This is a genomic window from Pseudomonas sp. AC255 (assembly GCF_979258175.1).
This window is the reverse complement of record NZ_OZ409841.1, coordinates 4,335,300-4,352,534: the sequence shown is the minus strand read 5'-3', so window position 1 is coordinate 4,352,534 and position 17,235 is coordinate 4,335,300. Positions and strand designations below refer to the sequence as shown.

Below are 17,235 nucleotides of genomic sequence, written 5' to 3'. Positions count from 1 at the left end.
GCGGCTCCGCCACCCAGCGGGGATAAATCCCCTCGCCACAATGATCTCCAATAGCCTTCGGAATTTTCTTCAACTCAGATGAGTTCTCCATCGTCGCCATGTGGTCGTTTGCCGCACTTTCGCCTCTGAACCCCGCGCGTTGGTTATACTCCGTGCGATCCGCCTGGAGCGCTCATCAGGAGAGCTCATGCTCGCCCCCGTACAACTGACTTCCGCCACTCGCCAGAACCTCTGGCGGCTGACTTTCATCCGCACCCTGGTGCTCGCCGCGCAGGCCGGCTCCGTTGGCTTGGCCTACTGGCTGCAATTGTTGCCGTTGCCGTGGGTGCAACTGGCGATGACCCTCGGCTGCTCGATTCTGCTCTGCGTGTTCACTGCCGTGCGCCTGCGCACATCGTGGCCGGTGACCGAGCTCGAATACGCGCTGCAACTGGCTTGCGATCTGGTGATTCACAGTGCGCTGCTGTATTTCTCCGGCGGTTCGACCAACCCCTTCGTTTCCTATTATCTGGTGCCGCTGACCATCGCGGCGGTGACCTTGCCGTGGCGTTATTCGGTGATTCTGTCCGGTATCGCGCTGGCGCTGTACACGCTGATGCTGACGCGTTTCTATCCGCTGGAAACCCTGCCGGTCGCCCGTGAGAATCTGCAGATCTACGGCATGTGGCTGAGCTTTGCCCTGGCTGCTGCGGTCATCACGTTCTTCGCCGCGCGTATGGCTGAAGAGCTGCGCCGGCAGGAAGAATTGCGCGCGATCCGCCGGGAGGAAGGGCTGCGTGATCAGCAGCTGCTCGCCGTTGCGACCCAGGCCGCCGGTGCGGCGCATGAATTGGGCACACCGCTGGCGACCATGAGCGTGTTGCTCAAGGAAATGCAGCAGGATCACCCCGATGCACTGCTGCAGGACGATCTGAAAGTGCTGCAGGATCAGGTCAAGCTGTGCAAGGAAACCTTGCAGCAACTGGTCCGTGCCGCCGAGGCCAATCGGCGTCTGGCGGTGGAGATGCAGGACGTTACCGACTGGCTCGACGAAGCGCTGAACCGCTGGCACCTGATGCGCCCGGAAGCCAGTTATCGCTTCCAGCGTCTCGGTCAGGGGGCGGTGCCGCGCATGGCGCCGCCGCCGGATCTGACCCAGGCATTGCTGAATCTGCTCAACAATGCAGCCGACGCCTGCCCGGAAAATCTCCAGGTGACCCTCGACTGGGACGCAGAGACTTTGACGATCAGCATTCGCGACCACGGCGCCGGTGTGCCGCTGGCCATCGCCGAGCAGATCGGCAAGCCGTTTTTTACCACCAAGGGCAAAGGTTTCGGCCTGGGCCTGTTTTTGAGCAAGGCCAGCGTGACACGCGCCGGCGGCTCAGTGAAACTCTATAGTCATGAGGAAGGCGGCACGCTCACCGAGCTGCGCCTGCCCCACGGCGCCCGAGGAGACCAACATGAGTGACGAAATCCAAGTCGAAGGCGAAGAACTGCCGCATCTGCTGCTGGTCGACGACGACGCGACCTTCACCCGCGTCATGGCCCGCGCCATGGCCCGTCGTGGCTTTCGCGTCAGCACTGCCGGTTCCGCTGAAGAAGGCCTGACCATCGCCCAGGCCGATCTGCCTGATTACGCTGCGCTGGACCTGAAAATGGACGGCGACTCCGGTCTGGTCCTGCTGCCCAAGCTGCTGGAACTCGATCCGGAAATGCGCGTGGTGATCCTCACCGGTTATTCGAGCATTGCCACGGCAGTCGAGGCGATCAAGCGTGGCGCCTGCAACTACCTGTGCAAACCCGCCGATGCCGACGACGTGCTGGCCGCGCTGCTGTCTGAGCACGCCGATCTCGACAGTCTGGTGCCGGAAAACCCGATGTCGGTCGATCGTCTGCAATGGGAGCACATCCAGCGCGTGCTCACCGAGCACGAAGGCAATATTTCCGCCACGGCCCGCGCGCTGGGCATGCACCGCCGCACCCTGCAGCGCAAACTGCAGAAGCGCCCGGTGCGTCGCTGAACCTGCGCTGAACGACTATCGCCAGCCCTCGCGATGAATCGCGCCGATCATCTATGATCGGCGCGTGTCCGTTCTTTTTACTATCGAGCCTTATCCATGAATCAGAACGCTGAATATTCCGCGGTCAACGATGCTGTGCGCGGGCAGTTTTTTCGCAAGGTCTGGGCGATGACCACGCCTTACTGGCGCAGCGAAGAGAAGGGCAAGGCCTGGACGTTGCTGATTGCCGTAATTGCGCTGACGCTGTTCAGCGTAGCCATCTCGGTGTGGATCAACAGTTGGTACAAGGATTTCTACAACGCTTTGCAGAGAAAGGATGAAGCCGCGTTCTGGCAGTTGATCCTGTATTTCTGCGGCATCGCGACCGTGGCGATTCTCGGCGCGGTGTATCGGTTGTATCTGACGCAGATGCTGACGATCCGCTGGCGGGCGTGGCTGACCGAAAAGCACTTCAAGCGCTGGCTGGACCACAAGAATTACTACCAGCTGGAGCAGGGCGGTTATACCGATAACCCCGACCAGCGGATTTCCGAAGACCTCAACACTTACACCGCCAACACCCTGAGCCTGGGCCTCGGGCTGCTGCGCACGATTGTCAGTCTGGTGTCGTTCTCGATCATTTTGTGGGGCGTGTCGGGCAGTATCGAAGTGTTCGGCATCGAGATTCCCGGCTACATGTTCTGGTGCGCACTGTTGTACGCGGCGGTCGGCAGTTGGCTGACGCATTTGATCGGTCGCCGTCTGATCGGTCTGAACAACAAGCAACAACGCTTCGAAGCAGACCTGCGTTTTTCCATGGTGCGCGTGCGTGAGAATGCGGAAAGCATCGCCTTGTACAACGGCGAACCGAATGAAAACCGCCGCTTGAGCAATCGCTTCGGACTGGTCTGGCACAATTTCTGGGACATCATGCGCGTGTCCAAGCGCCTGACGTTCTTCACCTCCGGCTACGGGCAGATCGCAATCATTTTCCCGTTTGTCGTCGCCGCACCGCGCTATCTGTCCGGCAAGATCGAACTGGGCGAGCTGATGCAAATCAACTCGGCGTTCGGCAACGTGCAGGAGAATTTCAGCTGGTTCATCACCGCCTACTCGGATCTCGCCGCGTGGCGCGCCACCTGTGATCGTTTGCTGAGTTTCCGTCAGGCCATGAGCGACAACGAACAACGCACCCCGGCCATCGACGTGCAGAACCAGGGCAGTGAGTTGCAGGTGCACAACCTCGGCCTCGATCTGGCCGATGGTCGTCACCTGCTGACCGACGCCGACATGACCGTTGAACCGGGTGAGCGCGTTATGCTCAGCGGGCGGTCCGGCAGCGGCAAGTCGACACTGCTGCGAGCGATGGGGCATTTGTGGCCGGCGGGGCACGGCAATATTCGTTTGCCGGCGGCGCGTTATCTGTTCCTGCCGCAGAAGCCTTATCTGCCGATCGGCACATTGCGTGAAGCGTTGAGTTATCCACAACCGGGCGACACCTACGCGCCGGAACGTTATGCACAGGTGCTGGAAACTTGCCGTCTGCCACACCTGGTCGGGCGGCTGGATGAAGCCAATCACTGGCAACGCATGCTCTCGCCGGGTGAGCAGCAACGCCTGGCCTTCGCCCGCGCGCTTCTCTACGCACCGCAATGGCTGTACATGGACGAGGCTACATCGGCGATGGATGAAGAGGACGAGGCGACCTTGTATCAGGCGTTGATCGATGAGATTCCGGGGCTGAGCATTGTCAGCGTCGGTCACCGAAGCAGTTTGAAACGATTCCATCCACGGCACGTGCGGATCGACAGCGGTCGTCTGGTCGAACAGGCCATAACTGTCTGAACACCCACCTGTGGGAGCGAGCCTGCTCGCGAAGGGGTCATATCGGTCGACGAATCTGTCGTCTGAACCACCGCTTTCGCGAGCAGGCTCGCTCCCACAGTGGGGCAATGTGATCTGCCCGGTGATCGTACAACCCGCTTGAGCTATGATGGCGCCAAGCCGAACTTTCGAGACAAGATGCAGACCATGGAAAAGCTGATCGACACCCCGCGCCTCCCCCGCAAGCGCCGCAGCCTCGCCCAGGAATTGGTGACGGTGTTGAGCGAGCAGATCCGCGATGGCCTGCTCAAGCGTGGCGACAAGTTGCCCACCGAGTCGGCGATCATGGAAGCCCATGGCGTCAGCCGCACCGTGGTCCGCGAGGCAATTTCCCGTCTGCAGGCCGCCGGCCAGGTAGAAACCCGCCATGGCATCGGCACCTTTGTTCTCGATACGCCGAGCCCGAGCGGTTTCCGCATTGATCCGGCCACCGTTGTCACCCTGCGTGACGTGCTGGCGATTCTCGAATTGCGCATCAGCCTCGAAGTCGAGTCCGCCGGCCTAGCCGCGCAACGCCGCAGTCCCGAGCAACTGGCAACCATGCGCGCCGCCCTCGACGCCTTGAACGAAAGCGCCTCCCATGCCAGCGATGCGGTGTCGTCGGACTTCGCTTTCCACCTGGAAATTGCCCTGTCCACCGGCAACCGCTACTTCACCGACATCATGACGCACCTGGGCACCAGCATCATTCCGCGTACCCGGCTGAACTCGGCGCGGCTGGCCCACGATGATCAACAGCACTACATGAGCCGCCTGAGCCGCGAGCACGAGGAAATCTACGACGCGATTGCCCGTCAGGACTCCGATGCCGCGCGTGCGGCGATGCGTCTGCACCTGACCAATAGCCGTGAAAGACTGCGCCAGGCCCATGAAGAGGCGCAGGCGCAGCGAAGCTGAGTCTTACGCCTCTATGCGCAATCGCAGCGGCAGCGAATACGGCTCCATGCTCGACTCATCGCGAAACTTGTAACGCAGCTCCACCTCGCGGTTCAGGTACGTTTGCAATGCCTCTTTCGGCAGCTGCACCTCGATGTCGAGCAACTTTTCCATTTCATCCTCGGCGTCGTCCCAGGCGCCAGTGTCCACCTCATCACCTTCCCATTCAGGTTCCTCGGCATCGCTGCCGAGGACCGCGTAGACGCTCCAGTTCGCGGCGAAATCGCTGGAATCCGGGACCTGCACGGTGAGGATGTCCGGCAATTGCGAGAGCTGAAGCGTCACGCAATCGTCTTGCGCAGGGGCGACGTGGGTGAGGGTGGGGGCGGCAAAATGCATCGACATAGCGGCTTCCTTTGTGTGGTCCGCCACGATCCTTCGTGGCAGTCGACGTACTTTACGAGCCGCAGGTCGCCTCAGAATTAAACGAATCCAGACCAGATATTTCAGCCCTCGAACGCGTCAAGCGCGAGCCTTTTAGCCATTTCATAAAGCGCAAAAGCCAATCTTGTCCGACAAAAAAGCCCTGCCAACGATGAAATGCAGTTGACGGTTATTTTTAAGTTGTACGATGACCTACAACTTCGGCTAAGGCTGAACGGTCCACTCACAATAAAACGTTGCTACCAGGGTGTTCGAATAATGAATCCACAAGAACTGAAGTCCATCCTCTCTGCCGGCCTGCTGTCTTTCCCGGTGACCGATTTCAACGCGCAGGGCGATTTCAACCGCGCGGGCTACATCAAACGCCTGGAATGGCTGGCTCCGTATGGCGCTTCGGCTCTGTTCGCCGCCGGTGGCACCGGTGAGTTCTTCTCCCTGGCCGCCAGCGAATACTCGGAAATCATCAAGACTGCCGTCGATACCTGCGCGACCAGCGTGCCAATCCTCGCCGGCGTCGGTGGTTCGACCCGCCAGGCCATCGAATACGCTCAGGAAGCCGAGCGTCTGGGCGCCAAAGGTCTGCTGCTGCTGCCGCACTACCTGACCGAAGCGAGCCAGGACGGTGTTGCCGCCCACGTTGAAGCCGTGTGCAAATCGGTGAAGATCGGCGTGGTCGTCTACAACCGCAACGTTTGCCGTCTCACCGCGCCGCTGCTGGAACGTCTGGCCGAGCGCTGCCCGAACCTGATCGGCTACAAGGATGGCCTGGGCGATATCGAGTTGATGGTGTCGATCCGTCGCCGCCTCGGTGATCGCTTCAGCTACCTGGGTGGTCTGCCGACCGCCGAAGTCTACGCCGCTGCCTACAAGGCGTTGGGCGTGCCGGTGTACTCCTCGGCGGTGTTCAACTTCATCCCGAAAACCGCGATGGACTTCTACCACGCGATCGCTCGCGAAGATCACGCCACCGTCGGCAAGATCATCGACGACTTCTTCCTGCCGTACCTGGACATCCGCAACCGCAAGGCCGGTTACGCCGTGAGTATCGTCAAGGCAGGTGCAAAAATCGCTGGCTATGACGCAGGTCCGGTGCGTGCGCCGCTGACCGACCTGACCGGCGAAGAGTACGAAATGCTCGCCGCGCTGATCGACAAGCAAGGCGCGCAATAAGCGAGAAAAGCGAGGCCGCTGAGCAATCAGCGGCTTTTTGCGTGAAGGCTTTTAGAGTTGAGGGCTGCCCTGTGACAACTGCAAAACGCTACGACAACTACATCAATGGCGAATGGGTCGCCGGTGCCGATTACTCGGCCAACATCAACCCGTCCGAACTCAGCGACACCATCGGCGACTACGCCAAGGCTGACCTGACCCAGGTCAACGCCGCAATCGACGCTGCCCGCGCTGCGTTCCCGGCGTACTCCACGTCGGGCATCCAGGCTCGTCACGATTCGCTGGATAAAGTCGGCACGGAAATTCTCGCCCGTCGCGAAGAGCTTGGCACCCTGCTGGCCCGTGAAGAAGGCAAGACCCTGCCGGAGGCGATCGGTGAAGTGACCCGCGCCGGCAACATTTTCAAGTTCTTCGCCGGTGAATGCCTGCGTCTGTCCGGTGACTACGTGCCGTCGGTACGCCCGGGCGTCAACGTCGAAGTCACTCGCGAAGCGCTGGGCGTGGTCGGTCTGATCACTCCGTGGAACTTCCCGATCGCCATCCCGGCGTGGAAAATTGCTCCGGCCCTGGCCTACGGCAACTGCGTCGTGCTCAAACCTGCCGATCTGGTGCCGGGCTGCGCCTGGGCGCTGGCCGAAATCATCTCCCGCGCGGGCTTCCCGGCCGGTGTGTTCAACCTGGTAATGGGCAGCGGTCGCGTGGTTGGCGAGGCGTTGGTCAACAGCCCGAAAGTCGACGGCATCAGCTTCACCGGTTCGGTGGGCGTTGGCCGCCAGATCGCCGTCAACTGCGTTTCGCGCCAGGCCAAGGTGCAGCTGGAAATGGGCGGCAAGAACCCGCAGATCATTCTCGACGACGCCGACCTCAAGCAAGCGGTCGAGCTGTCGGTGCAGAGCGCGTTCTACTCCACCGGCCAGCGCTGCACAGCATCGAGCCGTCTGATCGTCACCGCCGGCATTCACGACAAGTTCGTTGAAGCGATGGCCGAGCGCATGAAGTCGATCAAGGTCGGCCACGCGCTGAAGGCCGGCACCGACATCGGTCCGGTGGTCTCCCAGGCGCAGCTGGAACAGGACATGAAGTACATCGACATCGGCCAGTCCGAAGGTGCACGTCTGGTCAGCGGCGGCGGTGTGGTGACTTGCGACACCGAGGGCTACTTCCTCGCGCCAACGCTGTTCGCCGACAGCGAAGCGTCGATGCGCATCAGCCGCGAAGAGATCTTCGGCCCGGTGGCCAACATTGTCCGTGTGGCCGATTACGAAGCTGCGCTGGCAATGGCCAACGACACCGAATTCGGCTTGTCGGCCGGCATCGCCACCACCTCGCTGAAGTACGCCAACCACTTCAAGCGCTACTCCCAGGCCGGGATGGTGATGGTCAACCTGCCGACCGCCGGTGTGGATTACCACGTACCGTTCGGCGGGCGTAAAGGCTCGTCCTACGGCTCCCGTGAGCAGGGCCGCTATGCACAAGAGTTCTACACGGTCGTGAAGACTGCCTACATCGGTTCCTGATACATGCAATACCTGTGGGAGCTGGCTTGCCAGCGATTCAGGCAACGCGGTGCTGCAGGCACGCCGCGCTGATGCCATCGCTGGCAAGCCAGCTCCCACAAAGACCAAAGAATGTTTTACCCGCATAAAAATAATCAGTGGGAGTACATCTGCATGCAATCCTCCAAGCCGACTCACGTCCGCTATTTGATCCTGCTCATGCTGTTTCTGGTGACCACGATCAACTACGCCGACCGTGCCACGATCGCCATTGCCGGCTCCAGCCTGCAAAAGGACCTTGGCATTGACGCCGTCACCCTCGGCTACATCTTCTCCGCATTCGGTTGGGCCTACGTCGCCGGGCAAATTCCCGGTGGCTGGCTGCTCGATCGCTTCGGCTCGAAAAAAGTCTATGCCCTGAGCATTTTCACCTGGTCGCTGTTCACCGTGCTGCAAGGCTTTGTCGGAGAATTCGGCATGTCCACGGCAGTGGTTGCGCTGTTCATGCTGCGTTTCCTGGTGGGCCTGGCCGAAGCGCCATCGTTCCCTGGCAACGCGCGCATCGTGGCGGCGTGGTTCCCGACCGCTGAACGCGGAACCGCTTCGGCGATCTTCAACTCGGCGCAATACTTTGCCACCGTGCTGTTCGCGCCGTTGATGGGCTGGATCGTCTACAGCTTCGGCTGGGAGCACGTGTTCATCGTCATGGGTATCCTCGGTATCGTGTTCTCGCTGGTGTGGCTGAAAGTCATCTACAGCCCGCGCGAACACCCACGCGTCAACGAGGCCGAGTTCAAGCACATCGCTGACAACGGCGGCATGGTCGACATGGATCAGAAGGGCAAGAAGTCCGACGGTCCGAAGTGGGATTACATCCGTCAGTTGCTGACCAACCGCATGATGCTCGGCGTGTATCTGGGCCAGTACTGCATCAACGGCATCACCTACTTCTTCCTGACCTGGTTCCCGGTGTATCTGGTGCAAGAGCGTGGCATGACCATTCTCAAGGCCGGTTTCATCGCTTCGTTGCCGGCCATTTGCGGCTTTATCGGCGGCGTGCTCGGAGGGGTGATTTCCGACTACCTGCTGCGCAAGGGCCATTCGCTGACTTTTGCTCGCAAGGCGCCGATCATCGCCGGCCTGCTGGTGTCGAGCAGCATCGTCGCGTGCAACTATGTTGACGTGGAATGGATGGTGGTGGGCTTCATGGCTCTGGCATTCTTCGGCAAAGGCGTTGGCGCACTGGGCTGGGCGGTGGTCTCCGACACCTCGCCGAAACAGATCGCCGGTCTGAGCGGCGGCCTGTTCAACACCTTCGGCAACATCGCTTCGATCACCACGCCGATCGTCATCGGCTACATCATCAGCTCCACCGGCTCGTTCAAATGGGCGCTGGTGTTTGTCGGCGCCAACGCACTGGTCGCGGTGTTCAGCTATCTGGTAATCGTCGGCCCGATCAAGCGTGTGGTCTTGAAAGAGCCGCCAGCCAAGGGCGGCAATGAAGCCACCGGCAATTTGTCTCAAGCGCATTCCTGAGGAGCGGCGTCATGCAGTTGATTGAACATTCCGACTCGCCGCGCTACATCCGCCTGCACGAGCGGGACAACGTTGTAGTGGTGGTCAACGATCAGGGCGTACCGGCCGGTACCGAGTTTGCCGATGGCCTGGTCACGCTGGATTTCGTACCGCAGAGCCACAAGGTCACCCTGGAGGATATTCCTGAGGGCGGCCCGGTGATTCGTTACGGGCAGATTATCGGCTATGCGTTGCAGCCGATCCGTCGCGGCAGTTGGGTCAAGGAAGATCAACTGCGCATGCCGACCGCGCCGCCGCTGGACAGCTTGCCGCTGTCCACCGACGTGCCGGATGCGCAGGCACCGCTGGAAGGCTTCACGTTCGAGGGTTATCGCAACGCCGACGGCACTGTCGGCACGCGCAACATTCTCGGCATCACCACCACCGTGCAGTGCGTCACCGGCGTGCTCGATCATGCGGTCAAGCGCATCAAGGAAGAGCTGCTGCCGAAGTACCCGCACGTCGATGACGTGGTGGCGCTGACCCACAGTTATGGCTGCGGTGTGGCGATTACCGCGACCGACGCCTACATCCCGATTCGTACCGTGCGCAATCTGGCGCGCAACCCGAACCTGGGGGGCGAGGCGCTGGTGATCGGTCTGGGCTGCGAGAAATTGCAGGCCGGGCAGGTGATGCACGAGGACGATGCCTCGGTGGATCTCAGCGATCCGTGGCTGTACCGCTTGCAGGATTCCAGTCACGGTTTTACCGAAATGATCGAGCAGATCATGGACCTGGCCGAAGTGCGTTTGAAGAAACTCGACCAGCGCCGCCGCGAAACCGTGCCGGCCTCCGAGCTTATTCTCGGTATGCAGTGCGGCGGCAGCGACGCGTTCTCCGGCATCACCGCCAACCCGGCGCTGGGTTATGCCTCAGACTTGCTGTTGCGTGCGGGGGCGACGGTGATGTTTTCCGAAGTCACCGAAGTGCGCGATGCGATCTACCTGCTCACCTCCCGCGCGCAGACGCAAACCGTTGCCGAAGAGCTGGTGCGCGAGATGGACTGGTACGACCGTTACCTGGCCAAGGGCGAGGCCGATCGCAGTGCCAACACCACGCCGGGCAACAAGAAGGGCGGGTTGTCGAACATTGTCGAGAAGTCGCTGGGCTCGATCGTCAAGTCCGGCAGCAGCGCGATCAATGGCGTGCTCGGCCCGGGCGAGCGTTTCAAGCACAAGGGCCTGATTTTCTGCGCGACGCCGGCCAGCGATTTTGTCTGCGGTACGTTGCAACTGGCAGCAGGGATGAACCTGCACGTATTCACCACCGGTCGCGGCACGCCTTACGGGCTGGCCATGGCGCCGGTGGTCAAGGTTTCGACGCGGACTGAACTGGCGCAGCGCTGGCCGGACCTGATCGACATCGACGCCGGACGCATTGCCACCGGGCGCGCGACCATCGAAGAACTCGGCTGGGAGTTGTTTCACTATTACCTGGACGTTGCCAGTGGCAAGCAACAGACCTGGGCGGAGAAACACAAGCTGCACAACGACATCACCTTGTTCAACCCGGCGCCGATTACCTGATCGTTTCATGGAAGATCAAAAGCCCCTCACCCCAGCCCTCTCCCGGAGGGAGAGGGGGCCAACCGAGTTGTTTGGCGCTATACATCGACCTGACAAATCGGGTCGATTATGGATTCGACGATGTCATTTCAGGTCGGTGGATTGTTTAAATATCCCCCGATCGGTTCCCTCTCCCTTTGGGAGAGGGCTAGGGTGAGGGGCTTTTGCTTTATCATTGCCCCCCTGACTAAGCTCACCCAAGGCTCCCCGGCATGCTGGCAATCTTTCTTGAAACCCTGAACATCACCGCGCCGGTGTTTGCCATGCTGTTTCTCGGTGTGCTGCTCAAGCGCATCGACTGGATCAACGACAACTTCATCCACACCGCCTCGTCGCTGGTGTTCAACGTGACCATGCCGGCGCTGCTGTTTCTCGGCATCCTCCACGCCGACCTGCACGCCGCGCTGCAACCTTCGCTACTGATCTACTTTTCCCTCGCAACGCTGGTGAGTTTCGCCGTGGCCTGGGGCTGGGCGATTTTCAGGTGTCCGCGCGAAGATCGCGGCATCTACACCCAGGGTGCGTTTCGCGGCAACAACGGCGTGATAGGCCTGGCGCTCGCCGCGAGCATGTACGGCGATTACGGCATTTCCCTCGGGGCAATTCTCGCGGCGCTGGTGATCCTGTTCTACAACACGCTGTCGACCATCGTGCTGGCGGTGTACAGCCCGGTGATCAAGTCCGATCCCTGGAGCATCTGCAAAAGCGTGTTCAGCAACCCGCTGATCATCAGCGTGATTTCGGCAGCGCCGTTTGCCTATTTCAAGATCGGACTGCCGGGCTGGCTGGAGACCTCCGGCCAGTATCTGGCGCAGACCACTTTGCCACTGGCGCTGATTTGTATCGGCGGCACGCTGTCGCTGGCGGCGCTGCGCAAGAGCGGCAACATGGCGCTCAGTTCCAGCCTGGTGAAGATGATCGGTCTGCCGGTGCTGGCGACACTGGGGGCATGGCTGTGGGGCTTTCGCGGGGCGGAATTGGGGATTCTGTTTCTCTACTTTGGCAGCCCGACGGCGGCGGCGAGTTTCGTCATGGCCCGGGCGGCGCAGGGCAATCATGAGCTGGCAGCGGCGATTATCGTGATGACCACTTTGATGGCGGCGATTACCACCAATGTCGGGATCTTTGTGTTGCAGTGGGGTGGGTGGATCTGACCAAGGATTTGCAGTGTCTGTCAGGGCCTCTTCGCGAGCAGGCTCGCTCCCACAGGGAAACGCATTCCAACTGTGGGAGCGAGCCTGCTCGCGAAGGCGGTCACTGCGGTTTCTGATAGCTGTCGATCACTTCCTGCGCCGCGCGAAACGCATCGATCGCCGCTGGCACGCCGGCATACACCGCGCAATGCAGCAGCGCTTCGCGAATCTCTTCCACCGTGCAGCCGTTGTTCAGCGCACCGCGCACGTGGCCCTTCAACTCTTGCGGACACTTCAACGCGGTCAGCGCGGCGAGGGTAATCAGGCTGCGGGTTTTCAGCGGCAGCCCCTCACGATTCCACACGCCGCCCCACGCATGTTCATTGACGAAATCCTGCAAAGGCTGGGTGAATTCGGTGGCATTGCCCAGCGCGCGATCAACGAACGCATCGCCCATGACCTGACGACGGATTTCAACCCCGGACTGCTTCGACTCGCTCATGGCACATCTCTCTTGTGGTGTTGGCGACGCCAGGCGCGGATCGATGTGAACAACAGAAACGTCAGCAGCGCCGGCAGGACATAAAACAGCATCAAGCGCTCGAGTTTGCCGGCCAGCGGCATGCCGGTGGTGAACGACACCACATGCAGCCCGTAGACCAGATACAAACCGAGCAGCAGCAAGCCTTCGGCTCGAGTCACGCGGTAGCCCGAGTAAAACACTGGCAGACACAGCGCAGCGACGCCGAGCATCACTGGCAAGTCAAAATCCAGCGCGTTGGGGGAGACGGAAAGCGGCGTCGGTGCGAGCAGCGCGGTCAGCCCGAGTACCCCGAGCAGGTTGAACAGATTGGCGCCGATCACGTTGCCCACGGCTATGTCGCGCTGCCCGCGCAACGCAGCGATCAGCGAGGTCGCCAGTTCCGGCAGCGAGGTGCCGACCGCAACCACGGTCAGGCCGATGACACGTTCGGACAGGCCCAGGTCGGTGGCCACGACCACGGCGGCGCCGAGCAGCAAACGCCCGGCGAACACCAGCATGGCCAGGCCAGCGAGAATCATCAGCACATTGATCAACCAGGATTGCTGCGTCTCGGTTGGTCGCTCTGTATGAGGGCGCGTCGAATGTCGCGACTGACGCAACAGCAAGCCGAGGTACAGCGCCAGAGCGCCGAGCAGCAGGACACCGTCGAAACGCCCGAGGTCTTTATTCCAGGCGAGGATGAATACCAGCAGGCTGGCGCCGATCATCAACGGGATATCCAGACGCACCAGTTGCCGCGATACGCGCAGCGGGATGATCAGTGCCGACAGGCCAAGGGTTACGAGGATATTGAATATGCCGCTGCCGACCACGCTGCCGACGGCGATGTCCGGGTTGTCGGTCAACGCCGCATGCAGGCTCACGGTCATCTGCGGCGCGCTGCTGCCGAGGGCGACGATGGTCAGGCCGATGATCAACGGACGCACATGCAGGCGCTCGGCCAGACGCACGGCGGCGCGCACCATCAGCTCGGCGCCGATGAGCAAAAGACACAGGCCGCTGAGCAGTTCGATGACGTTGATCAGCGGCAGATCGGCTAGTCCGAAAATGGTCGGCGCTCCATCAGTCCAGGGCCTGCACGCGAACCCGTGCGGTGCCGCTGCGCAGCATGCCGATTTCATCGGCGGCCTCGCGTGACAGATCGATCAGTCGGCCACGGGTGTGCGGGCCACGGTCATTGATGCGGACCACGACTGATTCATCGTTTTTCAGGTTGGTGACCTTCACTCGCGTGCCGAACGGCAACTGGCGGTGGGCGGCGGTCAGGGAATGCTGGTTGAACGCTTCGCCGCTGGCGGTGCGTTTACCGTGATGTTTGGCTCCGTAATAGGAGGCGACGCCGGTCTGGTCATAACCGTGCGGGTCGATGGTGTCGGTACTGGCGCAACCGGCCAGCAGAGAGAGCAGGGCGCTGCTCAGCAACAGACGCTTCATTCAAAGGTATCCCGGATCAAATGTAGGAGTGACCTGTGGCGAGGGGATTTATCCCCGTTGGACTGCGCAGCAGTCCCAAAACTGAGAACTCGGTTTATCTGGTGCAAATCAAGCTCAGCAATTGGGGCCTCTTCGCGGCCCAACGGGGATAAATCCCCTCGCCACAGGTCCCTTCCACAGGGAATGGAGCCAGGCTTTGGATCTGGCTCCATTGGTGGTCAGCCTTCGAGCTTGCTTTTCAGCAGTTCGTTCACCTGCTGCGGGTTGGCCTTGCCTTTCGAGGCTTTCATGGCCTGGCCGACGAAGAAGCCGAACATCTTGCCGCGTTTGGCTTCGTCTGCCGCGCGGTACTGTTCGACCTGTTCGGCGTTGGCCGCGAGCATTTCGTCGAGCACGGCCGAGATCGCGCCGGTGTCGGTGACTTGCTTGAGGCCGCGCTTTTCGATGATCTCGTCAGCACTGCCTTCACCATTGGCCATCGCTTCGAACACCACCTTGGCGATCTTGCCGGAGATGGTGTTGTCCTTGATGCGCTGCAGCATGCCGCCCAGTTGCTCGGCGGAGACTGGCGAATCCTCGATGTCCAGGCCCTGCTTGTTGAGCAGGCTGCCCAACTCGACCATCACCCAGTTCGCCGCCAGTTTCGCGTCGCCGCCGATGGCTGCGACTTTCTCGAAGTAATCCGCCTGTTCACGGCTGGTGGCCAGCACGTTGGCGTCGTAAGCCGACAGACCGAACTGGCTCTGGAAGCGTTCGCGCTTTTGCGGTGGCAGTTCCGGCAGGGTGGCACGCACTTCACCGAGGAACGACTCTTCGATGACCACCGGCAGCAGGTCCGGATCGGGGAAGTAACGGTAGTCGTTGGCTTCCTCTTTCGAACGCATTGGACGGGTCTCGTCCTTGTTCGGATCGTACAGGCGGGTCTGCTGGATCACTTTGCCGCCGTCTTCGATCAGCTCGATCTGGCGCTGGATCTCGGAGTTGATCGCCTTCTCGATGAAACGGAACGAGTTGACGTTCTTGATCTCGCAGCGAGTGCCGAACTCGACCTGGCCTTTCGGTCGTACCGAGACGTTGCAGTCGCAACGCAGCGAGCCTTCGGCCATGTTGCCGTCGCAGATGCCCAGGTAACGCACCAGCGCGTGGATCGCCTTGACGTAAGCCACGGCTTCCTTGGCGCTGCGCATGTCCGGTTCGGAAACGATTTCCAGCAGCGGCGTGCCGGCACGGTTCAGGTCGATGCCGGTGGCACCGTTGAATTCTTCGTGCAGGCTCTTGCCGGCATCTTCTTCCAGGTGCGCGCGGGTGATGCCGACGCGTTTGACCGTGCCGTCTTCCAGGGCGATGTCCAGGTGGCCTTTGCCAACGATCGGCAATTCCATCTGGCTGATCTGATAGCCCTTGGGCAGATCCGGGTAGAAATAGTTTTTCCGGGCGAACACGTTGTGCTGGCCGATCTCGGCGTCAATTGCCAGACCGAACATCACCGCCATGCGCACCGCTTCCTGGTTGAGCACCGGCAGCACGCCGGGCATGCCCAGGTCGATCAGGCTGGCCTGGGTGTTCGGCTCGGAACCGAATGTGGTGGAACTACCGGAAAAGATTTTCGACCGGGTGGTGAGCTGAGTGTGAATCTCCAGCCCGATCACGACTTCCCATTGCATGTGTGTCTCCTCAGAAGCCGGTTGGGGTGCGGGTGTGCCAGTCAGTGTTGAGCTGATACTGGTGGGCAACGTTCAACAGGCGGCCTTCCTGGAAGTACGGCGCGAGCAACTGCACGCCCACCGGCAGACCGTCGACAAAACCGGCCGGCATCGACAGGCCCGGCAGGCCGGCGAGGTTGGCGGTGATGGTGTAGACGTCTTCCAGATAGGCAGCGACCGGGTCGCTGTTCTTGGCGCCAAGCTTCCAGGCCGGGTTCGGCGTGGTCGGGCCGAGGATGATGTCGACTTCATTGAACGCAGCCATGAAATCGTTCTTCACCAGACGGCGGATCTTCTGCGCTTTCAGGTAGTAGGCGTCGTAGTAACCGGCGGACAGCGCGTAGGCACCGACCATGATCCGGCGCTGTACTTCCGCGCCGAAGCCTTCGCCACGGGAGCGCTTGTACAGGTCGATGAGGTTTTCCGGGTTTTCGCAGCGGTGGCCGAAACGCACGCCGTCGAAACGCGACAGGTTCGAGGAGGCCTCTGCCGGGGCGATCACGTAGTACGCAGGAATGGCGTGCTGCATGTTCGGCAGGCTGATTTCCTTGATCACCGCACCGAGCTTCTGCAACTGCTGGATGCTGTTCTGGATCAGCTCGGCAATGCGCGGGTCGAGACCGGCGCTGAAGTATTCCTTCGGCACGCCGATGCGCAGGCCTTGCAGCGAATCGCCCAGGCCGGCGGAGTAATCCGGCACCGGCTCATCGATGCTGGTGGAGTCGTTCGGGTCGAAGCCGGCCATGCCTTGCAGCAGAATCGCGCAATCTTCGGCCGTGCGTGCCAACGGGCCGCCCTGATCGAGGCTGGAAGCGTAGGCAATCATGCCCCAGCGCGAAACGCGACCGTAGGTCGGCTTCAGGCCGGTGAGGTTGGTGAACGCCGCCGGCTGACGGATCGAGCCGCCGGTGTCGGTTGCGGTGGCGGCAGGCAGCAGGCGAGCGGCCACGGCGGCGGCGGAACCACCGGACGAACCGCCCGGCACGTGTTCCAGGTTCCACGGGTTTTTCACTGCGCCGTACCAGCTCGACTCGTTGGCCGAACCCATGGCGAATTCGTCCATGTTGGTCTTGCCCAGGGTCACGGCGCCGGCAGCTGCCAGTTTCGCAACGACAGTGGCGTCATACGGGGCTTTGAAGTTGTCGAGCATCTTCGAGCCGCAGCTGGTGCGGATGCCCAGGGTGCAGAACAGGTCCTTGTGGGCGATCGGCGCGCCGAGCAGGGCGCCGCTCTCACCGTTGGCCCGGCGTGCATCGGCGGCTTTCGCCTGCTCGATGGCCAGATCCTCGGTGAGGCTGATGAAACTGTTGAGCTGCGGGTCGAGCTGGGTAATACGCGCCAGCAGGACTTTGGTCAGCTCTTCGGAGGAAAACTTTTTATCGGCGAGACCGCGGGCGATCTCGGCCAGAGTCATTTGATGCATTGCAGG

At 61.3% G+C, this 17,235-nt stretch carries 15 protein-coding genes; 9 read left to right on the top strand and 6 right to left on the bottom strand.

The genetic code is table 11. The features are described from left to right. Positions 1-187: 187 nt before the first annotated feature. From ACZZ0K_RS19805 to ACZZ0K_RS19790, 4 genes are all read left to right on the top strand, one after another. Entirely contained in the window at positions 188-1,450 is a 1,263-nt protein-coding gene (locus ACZZ0K_RS19805) for an ATP-binding protein (protein ID WP_016771713.1), read from the top strand. Continuing rightward, the gene (locus tag ACZZ0K_RS19800) at positions 1,443-2,003 is read left to right on the top strand and encodes a response regulator transcription factor (protein WP_003221630.1); all 561 of its coding nucleotides are present in this window, start codon (positions 1,443-1,445) and stop codon (positions 2,001-2,003) included. Before ACZZ0K_RS19805 ends, ACZZ0K_RS19800 begins: the two co-directional genes overlap by 8 nt. A gap of 96 nt (positions 2,004-2,099) precedes the next feature. Then, a complete protein-coding gene (locus ACZZ0K_RS19795) occupies positions 2,100-3,827 on the top strand; it encodes an ABC transporter ATP-binding protein/permease (RefSeq protein ID WP_056782917.1) in 1,728 nt (575 codons plus the stop codon). Positions 3,828-4,013: 186 nt separating this feature from the next. Beyond that, a complete protein-coding gene (locus tag ACZZ0K_RS19790; protein WP_177327011.1) occupies positions 4,014-4,763 on the top strand; it encodes a FadR/GntR family transcriptional regulator in 750 nt (249 codons plus the stop codon). A 3-nt stretch (positions 4,764-4,766) separates the two neighbouring features. On the opposite strand, the gene ACZZ0K_RS19785 is transcribed toward ACZZ0K_RS19790, so the two are convergent. After that, positions 4,767-5,147 carry a hypothetical protein gene (locus tag ACZZ0K_RS19785; protein WP_463559269.1) on the bottom strand — a complete coding sequence of 127 codons (381 nt, stop codon included), beginning with the start codon at positions 5,145-5,147 and terminating at the stop codon, positions 4,767-4,769. A gap of 297 nt (positions 5,148-5,444) precedes the next feature. Between ACZZ0K_RS19785 and kdgD the strand changes: the two genes are divergently transcribed. The 5 genes from kdgD (at position 5,445) to ACZZ0K_RS19760 (ending at position 12,146) form a co-directional block, all read left to right on the top strand. Further along, positions 5,445-6,356 carry a 5-dehydro-4-deoxyglucarate dehydratase gene (kdgD, locus tag ACZZ0K_RS19780; RefSeq protein ID WP_039759443.1) on the top strand — a complete coding sequence of 304 codons (912 nt, stop codon included), beginning with the start codon at positions 5,445-5,447 and terminating at the stop codon, positions 6,354-6,356. A 71-nt stretch (positions 6,357-6,427) separates the two neighbouring features. Beyond that, positions 6,428-7,873 (top strand): aldehyde dehydrogenase family protein, encoded by a 1,446-nt coding sequence (locus tag ACZZ0K_RS19775; RefSeq protein ID WP_258707601.1) that lies wholly within the window; start codon positions 6,428-6,430, stop codon positions 7,871-7,873. A 153-nt stretch (positions 7,874-8,026) separates the two neighbouring features. Beyond that, positions 8,027-9,388: an MFS transporter gene (locus ACZZ0K_RS19770; RefSeq protein WP_041477964.1), complete on the top strand. Its 1,362-nt coding sequence runs from the start codon at positions 8,027-8,029 to the stop codon at positions 9,386-9,388. Positions 9,389-9,399: 11 nt separating this feature from the next. Further along, complete coding sequence (gene garD / locus ACZZ0K_RS19765) at positions 9,400-10,953, top strand: galactarate dehydratase (protein WP_252885367.1); 1,554 nt, start codon at positions 9,400-9,402, stop codon at positions 10,951-10,953. Positions 10,954-11,204: 251 nt separating this feature from the next. After that, positions 11,205-12,146 carry an AEC family transporter gene (locus ACZZ0K_RS19760; protein ID WP_056782923.1) on the top strand — a complete coding sequence of 314 codons (942 nt, stop codon included), beginning with the start codon at positions 11,205-11,207 and terminating at the stop codon, positions 12,144-12,146. Between the two features lie 100 nt (positions 12,147-12,246). On the opposite strand, the gene ACZZ0K_RS19755 is transcribed toward ACZZ0K_RS19760, so the two are convergent. From ACZZ0K_RS19755 to gatA, 5 genes are all read right to left on the bottom strand, one after another. Next, on the bottom strand, positions 12,247-12,627 hold the full coding sequence (locus tag ACZZ0K_RS19755) for a carboxymuconolactone decarboxylase family protein (protein WP_024011602.1): 381 nt from the start codon (positions 12,625-12,627) through the stop codon (positions 12,247-12,249). After that, a complete protein-coding gene (locus ACZZ0K_RS19750) occupies positions 12,624-13,634 on the bottom strand; it encodes a calcium/sodium antiporter (protein ID WP_463559793.1) in 1,011 nt (336 codons plus the stop codon). The genes ACZZ0K_RS19755 and ACZZ0K_RS19750 overlap by 4 nt, the downstream gene beginning before the upstream one ends. 97 nt (positions 13,635-13,731) lie before the next feature. Further along, positions 13,732-14,103, bottom strand: a complete 372-nt coding sequence (locus ACZZ0K_RS19745; protein ID WP_024011604.1) for a septal ring lytic transglycosylase RlpA family protein — start codon at positions 14,101-14,103, stop codon at positions 13,732-13,734. A gap of 218 nt (positions 14,104-14,321) precedes the next feature. Continuing rightward, positions 14,322-15,767, bottom strand: a complete 1,446-nt coding sequence (gatB, locus tag ACZZ0K_RS19740; protein WP_016771702.1) for an Asp-tRNA(Asn)/Glu-tRNA(Gln) amidotransferase subunit GatB — start codon at positions 15,765-15,767, stop codon at positions 14,322-14,324. A 10-nt stretch (positions 15,768-15,777) separates the two neighbouring features. Next, entirely contained in the window at positions 15,778-17,229 is a 1,452-nt protein-coding gene (gene gatA, locus ACZZ0K_RS19735) for an Asp-tRNA(Asn)/Glu-tRNA(Gln) amidotransferase subunit GatA (RefSeq protein WP_076565843.1), read from the bottom strand. Positions 17,230-17,235 lie beyond the last annotated feature (6 nt).

What these genes read in the sequence shown, in the direction of transcription:
- ACZZ0K_RS19805 (WP_016771713.1), top strand. Translation starts at nt 188, where the DNA reads ATGCTCGCCCCCGTACAACTGACTTCCGCCACTCGCCAGAACCTCTGG.
- ACZZ0K_RS19800 (WP_003221630.1), top strand. Translation starts at nt 1,443, where the DNA reads ATGAGTGACGAAATCCAAGTCGAAGGCGAAGAACTGCCGCATCTGCTG.
- ACZZ0K_RS19795 (WP_056782917.1), top strand. Translation starts at nt 2,100, where the DNA reads ATGAATCAGAACGCTGAATATTCCGCGGTCAACGATGCTGTGCGCGGG.
- ACZZ0K_RS19790 (WP_177327011.1), top strand. Translation starts at nt 4,014, where the DNA reads ATGGAAAAGCTGATCGACACCCCGCGCCTCCCCCGCAAGCGCCGCAGC.
- ACZZ0K_RS19785 (WP_463559269.1), bottom strand. Translation starts at nt 5,147, where the DNA reads ATGTCGATGCATTTTGCCGCCCCCACCCTCACCCACGTCGCCCCTGCG.
- kdgD (WP_039759443.1), top strand. Translation starts at nt 5,445, where the DNA reads ATGAATCCACAAGAACTGAAGTCCATCCTCTCTGCCGGCCTGCTGTCT.
- ACZZ0K_RS19770 (WP_041477964.1), top strand. Translation starts at nt 8,027, where the DNA reads ATGCAATCCTCCAAGCCGACTCACGTCCGCTATTTGATCCTGCTCATG.
- garD (WP_252885367.1), top strand. Translation starts at nt 9,400, where the DNA reads ATGCAGTTGATTGAACATTCCGACTCGCCGCGCTACATCCGCCTGCAC.
- ACZZ0K_RS19760 (WP_056782923.1), top strand. Translation starts at nt 11,205, where the DNA reads ATGCTGGCAATCTTTCTTGAAACCCTGAACATCACCGCGCCGGTGTTT.
- ACZZ0K_RS19755 (WP_024011602.1), bottom strand. Translation starts at nt 12,627, where the DNA reads ATGAGCGAGTCGAAGCAGTCCGGGGTTGAAATCCGTCGTCAGGTCATG.
- ACZZ0K_RS19750 (WP_463559793.1), bottom strand. Translation starts at nt 13,634, where the DNA reads ATGGTGCGCGCCGCCGTGCGTCTGGCCGAGCGCCTGCATGTGCGTCCG.
- ACZZ0K_RS19745 (WP_024011604.1), bottom strand. Translation starts at nt 14,103, where the DNA reads ATGAAGCGTCTGTTGCTGAGCAGCGCCCTGCTCTCTCTGCTGGCCGGT.
- gatB (WP_016771702.1), bottom strand. Translation starts at nt 15,767, where the DNA reads ATGCAATGGGAAGTCGTGATCGGGCTGGAGATTCACACTCAGCTCACC.
- gatA (WP_076565843.1), bottom strand. Translation starts at nt 17,229, where the DNA reads ATGCATCAAATGACTCTGGCCGAGATCGCCCGCGGTCTCGCCGATAAA.